This is a genomic window from Halomicrobium sp. HArcht3-1, assembly GCF_058933345.1.
On sequence record NZ_JBZYDM010000008.1, the window covers coordinates 13,846 to 30,765 of the forward strand.

Here is a 16,920-nt window from a genome sequence, read left to right on the forward strand (position 1 = left end):
CGTTCCGTCTGCGTGGCGGGGGCGTTTCTCGGTACCTGAAACGACTGGCTGCTTTTATTGGGCAGGCTCACAAGAACGTGGTATGGATACGGCCGGTGGGTCCCGGGACGTGATCGGTGATGGGATCGATTGCCTGCAGGAGCGTCACGGCTCGTTCCCGGTCAATCAGACGACGCTCCGTCTCTCTCCCGACGCGTACGAGGACGCCGTTTCACGCGCCGAGGCGGGCGTCGCCGACGTGTACGTCCGCGTCCGCAACGAGAACGGCGAGGTGTTACACGTCGACGACGACGGCCGATTGCGCGTCCCGCGATGCGTGGGCGACGACGCGAAGTCACTGATCGAGCGCGCGTGCACCAGCGTGCGGGAATCGACGGGCATCGAGTGTGAGATCGACGAGGTCGTCCGGGTCACCATCGCCGGGGTCAGGAACGCAGCAGATCCCGACGCCGAGACGGTCTATCGACTGCTCGTCCTCATAGACGCCATCCACGACAGCGGGTCGCTCCAGAACGGTGTCTGGCAGGGCGACCCCGAGATTCCCGAATTCGTGTAGCACTACCGGGGTACGGCGCTTTTGTTCGGGTAATCCGCACTGTTCAATCTCTGTGATCGATTCGCCCTTTCAGCGGACGCACGCTCTCGAAACTCCTCGTGCGACGACCGTGCGACGCGTCGGGAGACATCCCGTCTTAGTCGTCGGAAGGGTACTCGTCGAACAGAGCCACGACGCGCTGTTGGATATCATCACGGATCTCTCGGACCTGGTCCATTTCTTGCCCATCGGGGTCGTCGAGCGCCCAGTCACGGACATCAACCGTCTCCGCATCGAGTTCGAGCGTCGAACAGCCCATCGTGGCGACGACGTCACACGATTCGAGTTCCGCAGTCGAGACGTCCCGGGGCGTCCGATCCGAGAGGTCGATATCGACTTCGTTCATCACTGTAACGACCTCCTCGTGGACGGAGTCGGCTGGATGGGTGCCGCCAGTGAGAATCTCGACACGGTCTTCCAGGCCACGCCGCTCTCGTTCTCGCTCGGCAAACGCCGTCGACATCTGACTCCGGCCGGCGTTCTGGACGCAGACGAATCCGAATTTCGTCGACTGGTCTTGCATACGTGTGTCGTTCCGCGTCACCGTCTTTATCGCTCGTATGTGGCCTATATACTGCTCTGTAGCTCTCGACAACGCTCGCAGGTATCGTTCAGTCCAACACGACCGAAAAAGGGAGTCTCAGATAACACCAGTCACGGTCGCCGCCTCGCGGGCGGCGGCTTCGCTCATGCCGTCGCCCAGAATCGTGTAGCGATCACGGATCTCGTGGGCGGTCGTCAGCGCTTCCAGCACCGTGTCGTCGTCGATGCCGAGTTCGTCGGCCGTCGTCGGTGCGCCGATCGACGCCAGCGCGTCGCGCACGTCGATCCACTGTCCCTTGGGACCGCTGTGGAGGTATTCGGTCATGATCGCGCCGACGCCGACCTGATGGCCGTGCAGCGCTGCGTCGGGCGCGATCCGGTCGAGCTGGTGGGAAAAGAGATGCTCCGCCCCGGAGGCCGGCCGCGAGGAGTCCGCGATGGACATGGCGACGCCCGAGGAGACGAGCGCCTTGACGACGATCCACGCCGACTCTTCGAGTCCCTGCTTGATCGACCCGGCGTTCTCGACGAGCATCTCCGCAGTCATCCGGGCGAGTTCGCCGGCGTACTCGGAGTACTCGACGTTCTTGAGCCGGTGAGCCAGTTGCCAGTCCCTGACCGCGGTGTAGTTGGAGATGATGTCGGCACACCCTGCCGTGGTGAGTCGCCACGGCGCTTCCGCGAGGATTTCCGTATCGGCGACGACCGCAAGCGGTGGCTCGGAGGCGACGCTGTGGCGCGTGTCGCCCTCGGGGACCGAGCCGCGCCCGGAGACGATGCCGTCGTGACTGGCCGCCGTCGGCACCGAGACGAAGCCGAGTCCGAGGTCGTCGGCTGCCATCTTCGCGATGTCGATGGCCTTCCCGCCGCCGACACCCAGCAAGAAGCCGGCATCGACCTCTTCGGCGGTCTCGATGACCGACTGGACGGCCTGAAAACTGGCTTTCTCGACGATCACTTCGGCCGGGTCCGCGCCCGCATCCTCGAACTGCGCGACGACGCGCTTACCGGCCACCTCGTAGGGTGTCGGGCTGGCGACGATCAGCGGCCGGCCCGAGAGGTGGATGTCCTCGACCGCCGCGACAGTCTGGTCGAGGACCCCGTGGCCCACCACGACGTTGTGGGGCAGCCGGATCCAGCTCGTTTTCTCGAACATGCACGTGGGTGGTCCGGCAGGGGCAAAAACACTTGCCGTGGCCGGTAGCGCCGCGATCGGGCGGTGAAAACCGGGATAACAGCGCTTGAACACCGCACTATCGGCCCGGCAGCGTGAAACGTGCCCTCCATTTTTACTATCTGGTTCGTAATCGGATTCACATGGTCTCGACGCCCTCCCTCGATCGGTCCCTCCCCGTGGACCACCCCCTGGTTCGTGAACTACTGACCGTCGTCGGAGTCGCGCTGGTGGTCCAACTCTGGGTGCTCGTCTTCTGGCGAGGTCCGGTCGGAGACTTCGTCGTCGGACTGCCAGTCGCGGAACTCGTCGGCGTCCACGGGGACCGTGCGTTCGCGGTGAGCGCAGTCGTCTCCAGCAGTCTGTTGATCGTCAGTATCGGCGTGATCGCAGCCGTCTACGTGAACGTCCGCGGACTCTCTGTCGGGCGACTGCTCCCGGCAGTCGAGGATGCATCGCTGATCGGCCTGGCGGTCGGTGCACCCGTTCTCTCGGTGCTCGTGACTGACACGGTGGGCGGCCTGACCGGCCAGTCGTTGGCTTCGATACTGATGATGCGATACGGGCCCGGGGCGTCGGTCGGTACCTTCGCGACGATGCTGGGCGTAAAACTGTTCGCAACGGTGCCACTCGTCGTCCTCGTCAATCAGGTCGTCGTCCAGAGCAGTTTCCGGCGGACGGTCAACAGCGACACTGCGATCGTCCTGACGACGCTGCTGACCGGCTTCGTCCTCGATCAGGGCGGTATCGACACAGGCGTCGGCGAGTTCAGCCGCTACGTGGCGTTGGGGCTGTTCGCGGTCGCAGTCCTGCTGGCGCTGTGGGCCAACAAGCGGTTCGAACGGCTCTGGCTGCGCGCACTCGCGTCCTGCCCGGCAGTCCTGTTCGTCTTTCTCGTCGTCGTCCAGTGGATCGCTTCGATGGGGACGGTCACCGGCGCGCTGTTCGGACTTGCGAATCTGACGGTGCTCGGTGTCGCGGCTTACACCTACGAGCGCACCGACTCGCTGCTCGTTCCCGCACTGGCGTACGCGTCCTTGCTGGCTACCAGCGAAGCGGTCGTCTTCTTTTTCGAAGCCGGGGCGAAGGTGTAGTGAAGCGACAGTAGACTGGTAAGCACACGATAACAATAGGAGGGGCGTTCGTACTGTCGGTTGCAATGTCCTGTGTCAACTGCGACACCGACGATCAAGCGTACACGCTCCGGGCACACGTCGAGGGCGCGAATTCGAACGTCGATCTGGCGTTTTGTTCGACCGACTGCCTCGAACAGTGGGTGTGACGGCCAGCAGACGGGTCAACACGGGCACTGACGGAGTGACAGGGGGAATGTCGAGCGTGTCGATCAGTCCAGCAGCGACTCGATCAGTGCGACCTCGCGCTCACGATCCGGGCCTTCAGTCCGGCCGGTGCGGTCGCTCTCGCGGTGTTCGGCGACCGTCCGTGCGAGCGCCTGCTCGTGTGGTGTCGACGACCAGCCAAGCGACCGCAGTTTTTCGGTGCTCAACAGATGGGGCGAATCCCGATAGATGGGGAACTCGTCGGTCGTCAGTCCGCCACGGCGGAGTTCGCGCTCGCTTGCCCCGACCGTCTGAATCTCGGTGTCGCAGGCGTCTGCGAGCAAGTCGACCCACTGGCCCAGCGTCGGTGCGTGCTCGTCGCCGACGTTGTAGGCCTCGCCCGCAGCGCCGTCCTCGGCGACGATTCGGAGCGCACTCGCCACATCCTCGACATACACCATCTGCCAGAGCGTGTGTCCGTCGGCCGGGACGACGACGCGCTCGTGGTTGTCGACCCGGTCGACCCAATAGTCGAAGCGCTCGGTGTAGTCGTGTGGCCCGTAGACCACGGTCGGGCGGACGCTCATGGCGCGCACCCCGCGCTCGGCCGCCGCGAACACCTCGCGGTCGCCCTCGGCTTTGCGCGGGCCGTAGGTCGCCGCACTGTCGGTCGTCGCCTGTTCGGGTGTACACTCACACAGCGGCGTCTCGTCCTCGCGCTTTGGCACCCGCTCGACGCCGTACGAGGCCCCACTGGAGACGTAGACGTACGCCTCGGCGTCGGCGAACACCTCGGTCGCCACGCGTACGTCCTCGGGGAAGTACGCCACGCAGTCGATCACGGCGTCCGGGTCGACGCGGTCGCACACTGCTTCGAGGTCGCTCCGGTCGCGCCGGTCGGCCTCGACGTGTGTCACTGCCGGATCGTCCGCGAAGGGGTTCGCGTGATTCCCGCGATTACAGATCGTCACGTCGTAATCGTTGTCGCGAAATTCCTCGACCGTCGCCCGGCCGATGAAGCGCGTCCCACCGATGATACAGACGGAGTCCATACCGGGGGGTCGAGCGGCGACGGGAAAACGGTTGGTCCTACAGGTACCGGCCCAAGAGGTCCCCGTCGTGGAGTTCGTCGGGTGGTGTCTCGAACCACCGCCCAGCGCGGATCTCGCCCGGCGACTCGCCGAGTTCGGACGCGTCGGGGATCTGGCCGTCGGCACGCGCGTCGTAGACGACGTACTGGGCACTGAAGGCCGTCGTTCCGTCCTGCTCGTCGACGTAGGACTGCTCGAAGACGACCAGCGGCGCGACGATGTCGGCGTCGAGTGTCGTCTCCTCGCGGACTTCCCGCCGGGCCGCTCCGGCGAGCGACTCGCCCTGCTCGACGGCCCCACCCGGGGGGACCCACCCCGAAGACCAGTCGTTCTTGACGAACGCGATCCGACCATCCGGGTCACGAACGCGTGCCGCTGCGGTGAGGCCGGTCCCTGTGACGGCCCACTCGCGCATGGACGACAGCGTCTCGGCGGGGAGTCGGATCGTCTGGGACTCGCGTGGTGCGTCGGGCGTGGTTCGGTCGAGTGTCATCCGTCAGTGAGCGACAGTACTTCGAGTTCGTCCTCGGGAACCGGGTTGGTATATTCAACTGCCTCGTCCACACACAGGTCCACGAAATCGGTATCGAGCGTCACGAGGTAGTCAGCATCGTGTTCCCGCGCCAGCGCGACGATGAACGAGTCGTACACGTCGTGATTCTGTTCGGCGCTGACCTCGTAGGCGTCGAGTATCGCCCCTTCGCTGGCCCCAACGAGTCGGGCAGGACTCTGGACGAGGGATTGCACGGCGTTGCGGGCGTCGGTCTCACTGACGCCGAACTGGCGTGTCATGATGTACTGAGCGCGAAACGGATAGTAGTCGAATAGCAGCAACACGTTCGGTCCGTCGAGTGCGTCACGAATCCACGGCCAGACGTACTCGTGGGCGGGATGGTCGTCGGTCAGCCCGATCGCCAGCACGTTCACGTCGGTGAGAATCTTGACGCCGCGCGGGATCGTTTCGCCCATCGATCAGGCGTCGTCCTCGCCCATCGGACCGAACAGCGACGAACCCGCGTCGGTCGGTGTCGACGCTTCCCACTGCCCTCGGTCCGCACTCGCCGTTTCGATCTGCGAACTCGGCGCAGGATCGACCGTCAGCACCGATCCAGAGAGCCACGCAGGAACATCCGACCCTGGTTCGATCCCCAGTCGGTCGCGGACTCTCTTGGGAATCGTGACACGGCCGCGGTCGTCGACGTGCAACGAGACACGCTCTCCCCGTGATTCGTGTTCGTCGTCGGAGACACGCTCTCCCATTTTTATTCACCTGTCTCCCACTTGTCGGCTTAAATAAATAAGTGTTGTGCGTGGCACCTCGTCGGGTACCGAAAACGAGCTGTTTGGGACTCGTCTCGATCAGTCGTCGCTCGTCGCGATACCGCCCTCGGCCGCGCCAGCGTCGGGCGTGGCGGAGGCGGGCGGTTCGTTGCGCACGTCGTCGCGTTCGCGCTCGCCGATGACTTCGGCGTAGGCGTCGGGCATCACTTTCACGAAGTCGTCGAGTGCCCCGTCCCACGAGTCGAGCAGGTCGGCCGCCCGTTCGGAGTCTGTGTAGGCGGCGTGGTTCTCGACCAGCCGGGTGAGCATCTGCTCGTCTTTGCCTTCCAGCGAGCGGGAGAGCGTGACCATCTCGGTGTTGGCCTTGCCCTCGAAGTCGCCGTCGGGGTCGTAGACGTAGGCGACGCCGCCGGACATCCCGGCCGCGAAGTTCTTGCCCGTCTCGCCGAGGACGACGATGGCACCGCCGGTCATGTACTCACAGCCGTGGTCGCCGACGCCCTCGACGACACCCTTGACACCGGAGTTGCGGACGGCGAAGCGCTCGCCAGCCATCCCGTTGATGTAGGCCTCACCCTGAGTCGCACCGTACAGTGCGACGTTGCCGATGACGATGTTCTCGGTCGGATCGAACGTCGCGGTCTTGGGCGTCGTGACGATCAGTTTCCCACCCGACAGGCCCTTGCCGACGTAGTCGTTGGCGGTGCCGTCCAGTTCCATGGTGACTCCCTGCTGGAGGAAGGCTCCGAAGGACTGGCCGGCGGTGCCGTCCATGTCGACGCGGATGGTGTCGTCCGCGAGACCGGCCTTGCCGTACTCGCGGCTGATCCGGTTCGACAGGGTCGCCCCGACCGCGCGGTGGAGATTGTCGACCTCCGTCTCGATCGAGACCGGTTCCTTGTTTTCGAGCGCCGGCTCGGCGGCCTCGATGAGATCCCAGTCCAGCGCCTCGTCGATGTCGTGGTCCTGCTCGCGGGTCTTGATGCGCTGGTCGCCCGCGGGTTCGGCGATAACGCCCGAGAGATCCAGCTTCTTGGCCTTCTCGTTCTCGACGTCGTCGCGCTGTTTGAGAAGCTGTGCGCGCCCGACCATCTCGTCGACGGTCTCGAAGCCCAGTTCGGCCATGATCTCGCGCAGTTCCTGCGCGATGAAGGTCATGTAGTTGACGACGTGCTGGGGCTCGCCGGGGAAGCGCTCGCGCAGTTTCTCGTTCTGGGTGGCGACGCCGACCGGGCAGGTGTTCTCGTGGCACTGTCGGGCCATCACACAGCCCGACGTGACCATCGAGGCGGTCCCGAAGATGTACCCTTCCGAGCCGAGCAAGGCGGCGACGGCCACGTCGCGGCCGGTCTTCATGCCACCGTCGGAGGTGACTTTGATCCGGTCGCGAAGCCCCGTCGCGGCGAGCATCTGGTTGGCCTCGGCCAGTCCGAGTTCCCACGGCAGGCCGGCGTTCTTGATCGACGTTTTCGGCGACGCACCGGTTCCACCGGAGTGGCCCGAGATGTGGACCGTGTCGGCGTTGGCCTTCGCGACACCCGCGGCGATGGTGCCGATGCCGTCCTCGGCGACGAGCTTGACGTTGATGTCGGCCTCGGGATTGCTCGCCTTCAGGTCGTGGATCAGCTGTTTGAGGTCCTCGATGGAGTAGATGTCGTGCAGCGGCGGCGGCGAGATCAGGCCGACGCCCGGCGTCGCGTAGCGGACGTGGGCGATCATCTCGTTGACCTTCTTGCCGGGCAGGTGGCCGCCCTCACCGGGCTTTGACCCCTGTGCCATCTTGATCTGGAGTTCGTCGGCGGCGGCGAGGTAGTCGCTGGTGACGCCGAATCGACCGGAGGCGACCTGCTTCGTGGTGCACTCCTTTTCGGTGCCGAAGCGCTCGGGCGGTTCGCCCCCCTCACCGGTGTTGGCGTTGCCGCCGATACGGTTCATAGCGATGGCGTTGTTCTCGTGCATCTCGGGCGCGAGACTGCCGAGACTCATCGCGGCCGTCTCGAAGCGCTGGACGATGTCTTCGACTGGTTCCACGTCCTCGATCGGGATCGACTCGCGGCCCTCGTCGTCGAATTCGAGGAGTCCGCGCAGCGTCTGGAGGTTCTGCTGCTGGTCGTTGATCTCCTCGGCGAACTCCTGATAGGTTTCGTAGTCACCCATCCGCACCGCCTGCTGAAGCTTGCCGACCGTGCTGGGGTTCCACTGGTGGTGGATGCCGTTCGAGCGGAACTCGTACTCACCCTGTCGTGGCATCTCCGGTTCGTCCTCGCTCCAGGCCACGTCGTGGCGCTTGGTGAGGTCGTCCTCGACTTCGTCGATGCCGATGCCTTCGGTCCGGCAGGTCGTCCCCTCGAAGTACTCGGCGACGAAATCAGAGGAGAGGCCGACGGCTTCGAAGATCTGTGCACCCTGATAGGACTCGACCGTCGAGATACCCATCTTCGCCATCGTCTTCAGCAGGCCGTCCTCGACGGCCGTGATGTAGGCGTCGATGGCCGCTTCGAGGTCCGCGCCGTCCGGTCCGGCGACGAGGTCGTCGATGGTCTGGTAGGCCAGATAGGGGTTGACCGCGCCGGCACCGTAGCCGATCAGCGTCGCGAAGTGATGGACCGCACGCGGGTCGCCGGATTCGATGACGAGACCGACGTGGTTGCGCAGGCCGTTGCGGACGAGGTGGTGGTGAACCCCCCCGACGGCGAGCAGGCTCGGGATCGGGACCCGATCCTCACCGGCCGCACGGTCAGAGAGGACGATGATGTCGGTGTCCTCGGCGATATCGGTCGCCTCGTCTCGCACGTCCTCGATCGCTTGCTGGAGATCGGTGCCTTTCTCGTAGGTGATGTCCAGCACGGCCGACTCCATCCCGTTGTCGTCCAGTTCTTTGATCGCTGCCGTCTCCTCGTCGGTGAGGATCGGCGAGTCGAGGACGAGCTGGCGTGCGTGTTCCTGTGTCTCTTCGAGGAGGTTGCGCTGGTAGCCGAGTCGAGATTCCAGCGAGGTGACCAGTTCCTCGCGGATGTAGTCCAGCGGCGGGTTCGTCACCTGCGCGAACAGCTGTTTGAAGTAGGTAAAGAGCGGGCGATTGAACTGCGAGAGCACCGACAGCGGCGTGTCGTCACCCATCGAGCCGACCGGGTCCTTGCCCTTCTCGGCCATGGGCTGGAGCAGGTGGTCGACCTCGTCGTAGGTGTAGCCGTACATCGCCTGATGGCTGCGCAGGCCGTCGACCTCGCCCATCGGAGCGTCCGATTCGCGCGGTGCGATGTCGGTGATGTCGACCTGTTCCTCGGCGACCCACTCGCCGTACTTGTCGTCGCTGATCGACTCGAAGACCTCTTCGTCAGGGATGACGCGACCCTCCTCGGGGTCGGCGAGGAAACACTGGCCGGGCTGGAGTCGACCGCGCTCTGCGATCTCGTCGGCGGTGTGATCGAGCGCGCCGACCTCCGAGGACATCACGAGCGTGTTGTCCTTCAGGATGTCGTAGCGACACGGGCGAAGCCCGTTGCGATCGAGCACCGCACCGACGCGGTCGCCGTCGGTGGCGGCGACGAGTGCCGGGCCGTCCCACGGCTCGACGACCGAGGCGTGGTAGTCGTAGAAATCACGGCGGTCGCCGGACACGTCGTTCATTTCGCCGCGCCACGCTTCGGGGATGAGCATTCGAAGGGCGTGGGGCAGGTCGCGACCGTCCTGCAGGAGTAGTTCCAGCGCGTTGTCGACGCTCGCGGTGTCGGACTGCTCGGGGTCGTCGATGATCGGCTTGACCTTCTCGATGTCCGACTGCGGGCTTTGCCCGCCGTCGCGGCCCGAGGAGCTGTGCTCGCCAAAGGTGTCGCTCTGGATGTCCGTCTCGCGAGCGCGCATCCAGTTGATGTTGCCCTGGATCGTGTTGAACTCGCCGTTGTGGATGATGTTGCGGTACGGGTGGGCGAGGTGCCACGCGCCGAGCGTGTTCGTCGAGAAGCGAGCGTGAACGAGCGCGAACGTCGAGTGGAGCCGTTCGTCGGTCAGTTCGGGGAAGTAGTCCGGGAGCTGTTCGGCCTTCAGCAGCCCCTTGTAGACGACCGTCTCGCGGTCCAGCGAGCAGACGTAGAAGCGCTCGTGGCCCTCGGGTTCGGTCTCCTCGACGTGGTTTTCGAGGACGCGGCGGCCGACGTAGAGCTGTCGGCCGAAGTCGTCGCCGGTCCGGCCAGTCGCCGAGGTGACGACGACCTGCACCACGTCCGGTTCTGACGCCAGTGCGGTCTCACCGAGGTCGTCGTTGTTCGTCGGCACCGACCGCCATTCGAGCACGTCCAGTCCTTCCTCGGCCAGCGTCGACTCGACGAGATCCTTCAGATCGGCGGCCGTCTCCTCGTCCTGTGGCAGAAAGAGCGTCCCGACGGCATAGTCGCCGGGTGCGGGCAGATCGACATCGAGTTCGTCGGCGAAAAATTCGTGGGGAATCTGCAGCATGATACCGGCCCCGTCACCGGTGTTCTTCTCTGCGCCGGTCGTCCCGCGATGTTCGAGGTTCTCCAGCAGTTCGATACCGTCCTGTACAACCCAGTTGTGTGACCCACCGTCGAGGTCCATGACGACCCCGACACCGCAGTTCGACCGTTCGTCGGTCGGGTCCACGAGCCCTGCAGCGCTCGCAGACTGGTCACTCTGCTGTCGCTCAACCATATGTATACTGTTACTACGCGTACGCCCTCAAGAGGTTGTCCCTGATAGTATAGGTCCTCCCTGATACAATAAGGGTTCATTATACACATATATATGAATATAATTCTAAAACTGATGATAATGAAGGTTCTCGTGCAGCGCTGGACGAGCGATCAGCACGAAGCCGGCATGGAATCGGGAGGTTCGGGGCAGAAACTGAAGGGGCCACAGATCGTCTTCCGGGTGGCGCCCGGATCGCCACGAGAGCTTAGGGCCAGGTGCCGGACTGCTCGGCGGCCGTCAGCACGCGCTCGATGGCGACGACGTAGGCCGCGACGCGCATGCTCGGCAGGTCGTGTTCCTCGTAGGCGTCGACGAGCGTGTCGAACTGCTCGACGATGATGTCTTCGAGGCGTTCGTTGACCGTCTCCTCGTCCCAGTAGAAGCGCTGGCGGTTCTGGACCCATTCGAAGTACGAGACGGTGACGCCGCCGGCGTTGGCGAGGATGTCGGGGACGATGAGCACGTCCTTGTCTTCGAGGACGGCGTCGCCCTCGGGTGTGATCGGACCGTTGGCGGCCTCGGAGATCACGTCCGCCTGGACGCCCTCGGCGATGTCGGCGTCGATGGCGTTCTCCAGTGCGGCCGGGACGAGCAGGTCCACGTCGAGCTGGAGGAGTTCGTCGTTGGTGATCTCCTCGTCTGCGCCGTGGAAGCCGACGACGCTGCCGGTCTCACGTTTGTGATCCTTCGCAGCGACGGCGTCGAAGCCGTCCTCGTTGTAGATACCGCCACTGGAGTCGGAGACGGCGACGACCGTCGCACCAAGCTCCTCGACCAGCTTCGCGGTGATCCAGCCGGCGTTCCCGTAGCCCTGGATGGCGACCGTCGCGTCCGAGATGTCCCCGCCGAGGTACTCGAAGGCCTCGCGAGCGGCGATGACCGTCGAGCGACCCGTCGCCTCGACACGGCCTTCGCTGCCGCCGCTGGCGAGGTCTTTCCCGGTGATGACGCCCGGTTCGGTCGTCTCCTCGATGGTCTCGTAGGTGTCTTTGATCCAGTTCATCTCGCGCTGGCCGGTGTTGACGTCCGGTGCAGGCACGTCCTTGTCTTCGCCGATCAGCGGTGTGAGTTCCTTTGCGAACGCACGCGTGACGCGTTCGAGTTCGCTCTCGGAGTACTCACTGGGGTCGATGATGATGCCGCCCTTGCCGCCGCCCAGCGGGATGTCGACCGTGGCAGTCTTGTAGGCCATCCAGCCAGAGAGGGCTTTGACTTCCTCGCGGGAGACGTTCGGGTGATAGCGGATGCCGCCCTTGTACGGGCCGCGGTCACCGTTGAACTGCGAGCGGTACGCGCGGAAGACCTCGATCGACCCGTCGTCCATCTCGACGGAGAGGTTCGTTTCGAGGATTCGCTCTGGATTCTTCAGTCGATCCAGCATTCCCTCGTCGATGTCGAGGTACGCTGCGGCGTCGTCTACCTGTTCTTGGAAGCTCTCGAATGGGTTGACTTCTGCCATAATTGTGCGTCTGTACACCACCCTTATAAATTAGACGGAAGATCCTTTTCGATAGATCACCACATACAAAAGAAATAGGTAATATCGTATAATTACTTAATTTGATAGGTGTGATACACAGTGACATTATATGTGTATATATGACTATTTGACGAAGTGTCGTGTTCTTAAACCAGAAGAAATTGCCGATAGTGGGGCGCAGTCTGTCGTTTGTCACACGATAGTCTGACGGCCATTTATACCGGATCATCCACGAGTGGCTCACGGGGGCACCGGAGAATGTCACACGCTCCCTCAACCCCATCCTCGTTTCGTCGCACCGACGACTGTAGTAACAACTGAAGCGACGGACACACCGATCACACGGCAGTCGTGCACTCGGGTGCGCAGTGAGTTTCAGTGGCTGCTGTAGCGGCCGCTGTGTCGCCGTAGTCGACCACGCTGCTGGTGACAGTCCGTTTCGTCAAGAAAGCACGCGACGAGCGAATCGGTCAGTTGTCGTTCGAGCGGTGGTCGGCGGCAGCGATCACTGTTCGACAGTCAATCGAAGGAACCCCGAGACCTCGATCTCGTCGCCGGGTTCGACCGGCACCGATTCGCCGGGTCGCAGTCGCTCACCGTTGCGTCTGGTGAGATTGTCACCGCGCGTCGTCAGTTCGAAGCCGTCCTCCCCGCGCTGGAACACGAGATGGCTATCGTCGATCCACTTGATCTGGTCGTGTCTGGAACTGTCCCGGAGTAGCTGTCGGAGTTGCTCGTCGACGGTCGTCCCGTCTTCGATCGTGATCGTTCGGCCCTCGACCGTGAGGGAGAGTTCTGTGGGCACTCCGTCGGAGTCCCCACTCTCCCCGTCCAGCATCGTCCCGCAGTGCGAGCAGAACTGTTCGTTCGTCCCGACGATCCCGCCACAATCGGTACAGTTCGTCATGTCTCTGATGCCGCGGACGGCATCACCAGTGGCACGCTCGGTCGATTCGTCTCCTTCGTCCAGTTCGTCGTCGCGTGCCGGCTCGTCATCGGGCAGTGACGCGCCGAGTGCCGCGAGCGGTTCCGACACTCGGTTGCCGACAGCGGCGATGGCGTCACTGTCGGTGTATCGGTGCACCGCGATGCCAGCAGTTGCGATCCCGAGCAGCGAGAACGCCGCGAGAACCGGCGCCCTGTCGGAACTGTCACGCTCGCCGTCTGCGGTGGTCGTTCGGTTCGAGGCGGTCGGGGTCGTCGTTCGGTTCGATGCAGTTGGAACCGCCGTTGCTGTCGTCGACGGTTCCGTGGCCGTCCCCTCTCCGCCCGTCGATTCGTCGACCGAGCGATCCGTCCCTCGATCCGTCGTCGTCGCAGTGTCTGGACTCGTCCCCACTGACTGGCTCGTGGTCGTCCGCTCTCCGACCGACGCGTCGAGGTAGTCGGGCGTTCCGTTTCCGTTCGTATCACTCAGTTGTTCCTCCCGGTCGGGAACTCCGTCGCCGTCGCTGTCCGTATCGCGATAGTTCGGTACCCCGTCGCCGTCGCGATCTGCCGTCCCTTCGCGCTCGTCCGGGATGCCGTCGCCGTCGCTGTCACGGTCGGCTGCGTCGATTTGTCCGTCGCCGTCTGTGTCGATCTCGCGGCCGCCGTTGGTTTCGATACCGTCGTCGATCCCGTCCCGATCCGTGTCTGCACGGTTCGGGTTCGTTCCCAGACTGATCTCACGGCCATCCGGGACACCATCACCGTCGTTGTCCGGGTCGAGATAGTTCGGCACCCCGTCGCCGTCGATGTCGTCCGTCCCCTCGCGCTCGTCCGGAATGGTGTTGCCGTCACTGTCGGTGTCCCGGAAGTTCGGCGTCCCGTCGTCGTCGATATCGTCCGTCCCCTCGCGCTCGTCCGGGATGCCGTCCCCGTCGCTGTCGCCGTCGACCGCATCGAGATCGCCGTCGCCGTCCGTGTCGATCTCGCTGCCGCCGTTGGTCTCGATGCCGTCGTCGATCCCGTCCCGGTCCGTGTCGGCCCGGAAGGGACTGGTGCCCAGCTCGATCTCCGTCTCGTCGTCGACGCCGTCGCCGTCGTTGTCCGGGTCGAGATAGTTCGGAACCCCGTCGCCGTCGATGTCGTCCGTCCCCTCGCGCTCGTCCGGGATGCCGTTGCCGTCACTGTCGGTGTCACGGTAGTTGGGCGTCCCGTCGCCGTCGGCGTCTCCGTCGCCCTCCTCATCGTCGGGAATGCCGTCACCGTCGGCGTCGTCGCCCACACTGTCGGTGATCCCGTCGCCGTTACTGTCCGTGTCTCGATAGTTCGGCACCCCGTCGCCGTCGGGATCGTCTGTCCCCTCGCGTTTGTCCGGGACGCCGTCCCCGTCGCTGTCGCCGTCGGCTGCGTCCAGATTCCCATCGCCGTCCGTATCGATCTCGCGGCCGCCGTTGGTCTCGGTGCCGTCGTCGATCCCGTCCCGGTCCGTGTCGGCCCGGAAGGGGCTGATTCCCAGCCTGACTTCCGTCTCGTCGTCGACGCCGTCGCCGTCGTTGTCCGTGTCGAGATAGTTCGGCGTCCCGTCGTCGTCGATGTCGTCCGTCCCTTCGTCCGCATCCGGGATGCCGTTGCCGTCGCTGTCGGTGTCCCGGTAGTTCGGCGTCCCGTCGTCGTCGGCGTCTCCAAGCCCCTCGCGCTCGTCCGGGATGCCGTCCCCGTCGCTGTCGCCGTCGACCGCATCGATTTGCCCGTCGCCGTCCGTGTCGATCTCGCGGCCGCCGTTGGTCTCAGTGCCGTCGTCGATCCCGTCCCGATCCGTGTCAGCCCGGAATGGGTTGGTGCCCAGCTCGATCTCCGTCTCGTCGTCGACGCCGTCGCCGTCGTTGTCCGGGTCGAGATAGTTCGGAACCCCGTCGCCGTCGATGTCGTCCGTCCCTTCGTCTGCATCGGGAATCCCGTTGCCGTCACTGTCTGTGTCACGATAGTTCGGAACCCCGTCGCCGTCGGCGTCACCACCCCCTTCGACGTCGTCGCGTATCCCGTCACCGTCGCTGTCGCTGTCGAGATAGTTCGGCGTTCCGTCCCCGTCCGTGTCCGCTGTTCCCTCACGGGCATCGGGCAGTCCGTCACCGTCGCTATCCTGATCTCTGTAGTTCGGCACGCCGTCGCCATCCGGGTCACCGGTCCCTTCGGTAGCGTCCCCGATACCGTCGTCATCACTGTCTGTGTCACGATAATCCGGCGTTCCGTCCCCGTCCGTGTCGCTGCCCCGCTCGCGCTCGTCTGGAATACCGTCGCCGTCAGTATCGTTGCTTGCCGTCTCTGTAGCGGTCCGGGTGACTGTTGCTGTCGCCGTCGCAGTCGTATTCGCAGTTTCGGTCGCCGTTGCAGTACTGTTCTCGGTTGCGGTCTCGGTCGCCGTTGCAGTACTGTTCTCGGTTGCGGTCTCGGTCGCCGTTGCGGTACTGTTCTCGGTTGCGGTCGCGGTTTCGGTCGCCGTTGCAGTACTGTTCTCGGTTGCGGTCGCGGTCTCGGTTGCCGTTGCGGTACTGTTCTCCGTCGCGGTTTCGGTCGCCGTTGCAGTACTGTTCTCGGTTGCGGTCGCGGTTTCGGTCGCCGTTGCAGTGCTGTTCTCGGTTTCGGTTTCGGTCGCTGTCGCGGTTTCGGTCGCCGTTGCAGTGCTGTTCTCGGTCGCTGTCGCGGTCGTGTCCTGTGTCGTGAACGCGTTTTGCTCTGTGTCTGGCGCCGTCCCAAGTGGCCCAAACGGCATCGTCCGTTCCCGGAACGACGACGAATCGAGGGTCACCGAGACCGTGTTCGCCTCAGTATCGACGGTGCCTCCCTCCTCAGTCCACTCGCTCCCGTATCCCCACATCGAGAGCGAACTCTCGTTCACACCATCCGCGTCGGCTGTTTCGTAGTTGACTGTCGCCGAGAGCGACGCCCCACTGGCGGTCCGCTGGATCTCGACGGCGCGGCCGATCTGCTCTCGGTCCGCTGGCGGTGTCGGTATCGTATCGACACTTCGGAGGCGAACGCTCGTCAGTTCCGTCCCGGAGAGAGTCGTCTGCGGTGCGGTCGAGGCACCGATCACGACCGACTCGATGTCGTTGCCCGACCCACCGGCGGCGTGGAGGTCCCAGCCGTTCCCGGCGAGGGTGCTGTCGCGAACGACGCTGTTTGCCGTTCCGAACCGGATCGAGACCCCGAACTGACGGTTCGAGCGGACCGTGCTCGATTCGGTCGTCACGTCGTCGCTCCGTAGCAGGTCGATCCCGACAGTGTTGTTCTGGACGGTGACGCCACGGATCGTCCCGCCATCGAGGTGATCCATCTGGATGCCGTAGTCCCAGCCAGTCACGACGACGTTCTTGATCTCGACGTTCGCATCGTCGTTGCTGACCCCGATCCCGACGCTCCCGGCGGTCCTGTCCACGCCGTCGATCGTGTACCCGTTCCCGTCGATCACGACATCGCTCGCCCTGATGTCGAGACACGTATCGCTCGACTGGGCCGACAGCGACCCAGACAGTTCGTAGGTCCCGCTGCTCGTGATCTCTCTGCACGAATCGAGGCTCGTCGTCGCGCTCCCCGTCGTCGCCACCGATGCGACGATCAGTACGACGAGGACGAGTGTCCGCCAGCGTCCAGATGTGTTCCCGTTCCCCATTGTTGCCATCCCAAATCGACCGCCCGCCACCCCGTCTCAGCTATGATGGCACAGGAACTCACGGCATATATATTTTCGCGAAAGACAGTGAAGAATACGCTCATCTGAACGGTTGGTTCGTAGATACGCGACCACTATTTCACCCCCACCCCTCCCAAATTCGACTCCA

Annotated in this window: 12 protein-coding genes; 3 read left to right on the top strand and 9 right to left on the bottom strand. The window is 64.2% G+C overall.

Going from position 1 to position 16,920, the window contains the following annotated elements:
* Positions 1–82 precede the first annotated feature (82 nt).
* Entirely contained in the window at positions 83–556 is a 474-nt protein-coding gene (locus tag AC5FRW_RS13725; protein WP_493569025.1) for a hypothetical protein, read from the top strand.
* Positions 557–692: 136 nt separating this feature from the next.
* Here the strand turns inward: AC5FRW_RS13725 and AC5FRW_RS13730 are convergent, their stop codons facing one another.
* Together AC5FRW_RS13730 and AC5FRW_RS13735 are read right to left on the bottom strand one after the other, a co-directional pair.
* The gene (locus AC5FRW_RS13730) at positions 693–1,118 is read right to left on the bottom strand and encodes a low molecular weight phosphatase family protein (RefSeq protein WP_493569026.1); all 426 of its coding nucleotides are present in this window, start codon (positions 1,116–1,118) and stop codon (positions 693–695) included.
* Positions 1,119–1,235: 117 nt separating this feature from the next.
* Positions 1,236–2,294, bottom strand: coding sequence for an NAD(P)-dependent glycerol-1-phosphate dehydrogenase (locus tag AC5FRW_RS13735; RefSeq protein ID WP_493569027.1), 1,059 nt, complete (start codon positions 2,292–2,294; stop codon positions 1,236–1,238).
* A gap of 161 nt (positions 2,295–2,455) precedes the next feature.
* Between AC5FRW_RS13735 and AC5FRW_RS13740 the strand changes: the two genes are divergently transcribed.
* Positions 2,456–3,406, top strand: coding sequence for a hypothetical protein (locus tag AC5FRW_RS13740; protein WP_493569028.1), 951 nt, complete (start codon positions 2,456–2,458; stop codon positions 3,404–3,406).
* Positions 3,407–3,471: 65 nt separating this feature from the next.
* Positions 3,472–3,594 carry a hypothetical protein gene (locus AC5FRW_RS13745; RefSeq protein ID WP_493569029.1) on the top strand — a complete coding sequence of 41 codons (123 nt, stop codon included), beginning with the start codon at positions 3,472–3,474 and terminating at the stop codon, positions 3,592–3,594.
* A 63-nt stretch (positions 3,595–3,657) separates the two neighbouring features.
* On the opposite strand, the gene AC5FRW_RS13750 is transcribed toward AC5FRW_RS13745, so the two are convergent.
* The 7 genes from AC5FRW_RS13750 to AC5FRW_RS13780 form a co-directional block, all read right to left on the bottom strand.
* On the bottom strand, positions 3,658–4,644 hold the full coding sequence (locus AC5FRW_RS13750; RefSeq protein ID WP_493569030.1) for an NAD-dependent epimerase/dehydratase family protein: 987 nt from the start codon (positions 4,642–4,644) through the stop codon (positions 3,658–3,660).
* A gap of 37 nt (positions 4,645–4,681) precedes the next feature.
* Complete coding sequence (locus AC5FRW_RS13755; RefSeq protein ID WP_493569031.1) at positions 4,682–5,176, bottom strand: NUDIX hydrolase; 495 nt, start codon at positions 5,174–5,176, stop codon at positions 4,682–4,684.
* The gene (locus tag AC5FRW_RS13760; RefSeq protein WP_493569032.1) at positions 5,173–5,652 is read right to left on the bottom strand and encodes a type II toxin-antitoxin system VapC family toxin; all 480 of its coding nucleotides are present in this window, start codon (positions 5,650–5,652) and stop codon (positions 5,173–5,175) included. The genes AC5FRW_RS13755 and AC5FRW_RS13760 overlap by 4 nt, the downstream gene beginning before the upstream one ends.
* Before the next feature lie 3 nt (positions 5,653–5,655).
* On the bottom strand, positions 5,656–5,943 hold the full coding sequence (locus AC5FRW_RS13765; RefSeq protein WP_493569033.1) for an AbrB/MazE/SpoVT family DNA-binding domain-containing protein: 288 nt from the start codon (positions 5,941–5,943) through the stop codon (positions 5,656–5,658).
* Between the two features lie 99 nt (positions 5,944–6,042).
* Complete coding sequence (gene gltB, locus AC5FRW_RS13770; RefSeq protein WP_493569034.1) at positions 6,043–10,632, bottom strand: glutamate synthase large subunit; 4,590 nt, start codon at positions 10,630–10,632, stop codon at positions 6,043–6,045.
* Between the two features lie 247 nt (positions 10,633–10,879).
* Entirely contained in the window at positions 10,880–12,136 is a 1,257-nt protein-coding gene (locus AC5FRW_RS13775; protein WP_493569206.1) for a Glu/Leu/Phe/Val family dehydrogenase, read from the bottom strand.
* A gap of 523 nt (positions 12,137–12,659) precedes the next feature.
* Complete coding sequence (locus AC5FRW_RS13780) at positions 12,660–16,751, bottom strand: right-handed parallel beta-helix repeat-containing protein (RefSeq protein ID WP_493569035.1); 4,092 nt, start codon at positions 16,749–16,751, stop codon at positions 12,660–12,662.
* Positions 16,752–16,920 lie beyond the last annotated feature (169 nt).

Coding starts and splice junctions, on each gene's coding strand:
- AC5FRW_RS13750 (WP_493569030.1), bottom strand. CDS start 4,644: ATGGACTCCGTCTGTATCATCGGTGGGACGCGCTTCATCGGCCGGGCG.
- AC5FRW_RS13755 (WP_493569031.1), bottom strand. CDS start 5,176: ATGACACTCGACCGAACCACGCCCGACGCACCACGCGAGTCCCAGACG.
- AC5FRW_RS13765 (WP_493569033.1), bottom strand. CDS start 5,943: ATGGGAGAGCGTGTCTCCGACGACGAACACGAATCACGGGGAGAGCGT.
- AC5FRW_RS13740 (WP_493569028.1), top strand. CDS start 2,456: ATGGTCTCGACGCCCTCCCTCGATCGGTCCCTCCCCGTGGACCACCCC.
- AC5FRW_RS13780 (WP_493569035.1), bottom strand. CDS start 16,751: ATGGGGAACGGGAACACATCTGGACGCTGGCGGACACTCGTCCTCGTC.
- AC5FRW_RS13725 (WP_493569025.1), top strand. CDS start 83: ATGGATACGGCCGGTGGGTCCCGGGACGTGATCGGTGATGGGATCGAT.
- AC5FRW_RS13730 (WP_493569026.1), bottom strand. CDS start 1,118: ATGCAAGACCAGTCGACGAAATTCGGATTCGTCTGCGTCCAGAACGCC.
- gltB (WP_493569034.1), bottom strand. CDS start 10,632: ATGGTTGAGCGACAGCAGAGTGACCAGTCTGCGAGCGCTGCAGGGCTC.
- AC5FRW_RS13735 (WP_493569027.1), bottom strand. CDS start 2,294: ATGTTCGAGAAAACGAGCTGGATCCGGCTGCCCCACAACGTCGTGGTG.
- AC5FRW_RS13760 (WP_493569032.1), bottom strand. CDS start 5,652: ATGGGCGAAACGATCCCGCGCGGCGTCAAGATTCTCACCGACGTGAAC.
- AC5FRW_RS13745 (WP_493569029.1), top strand. CDS start 3,472: ATGTCCTGTGTCAACTGCGACACCGACGATCAAGCGTACACGCTCCGG.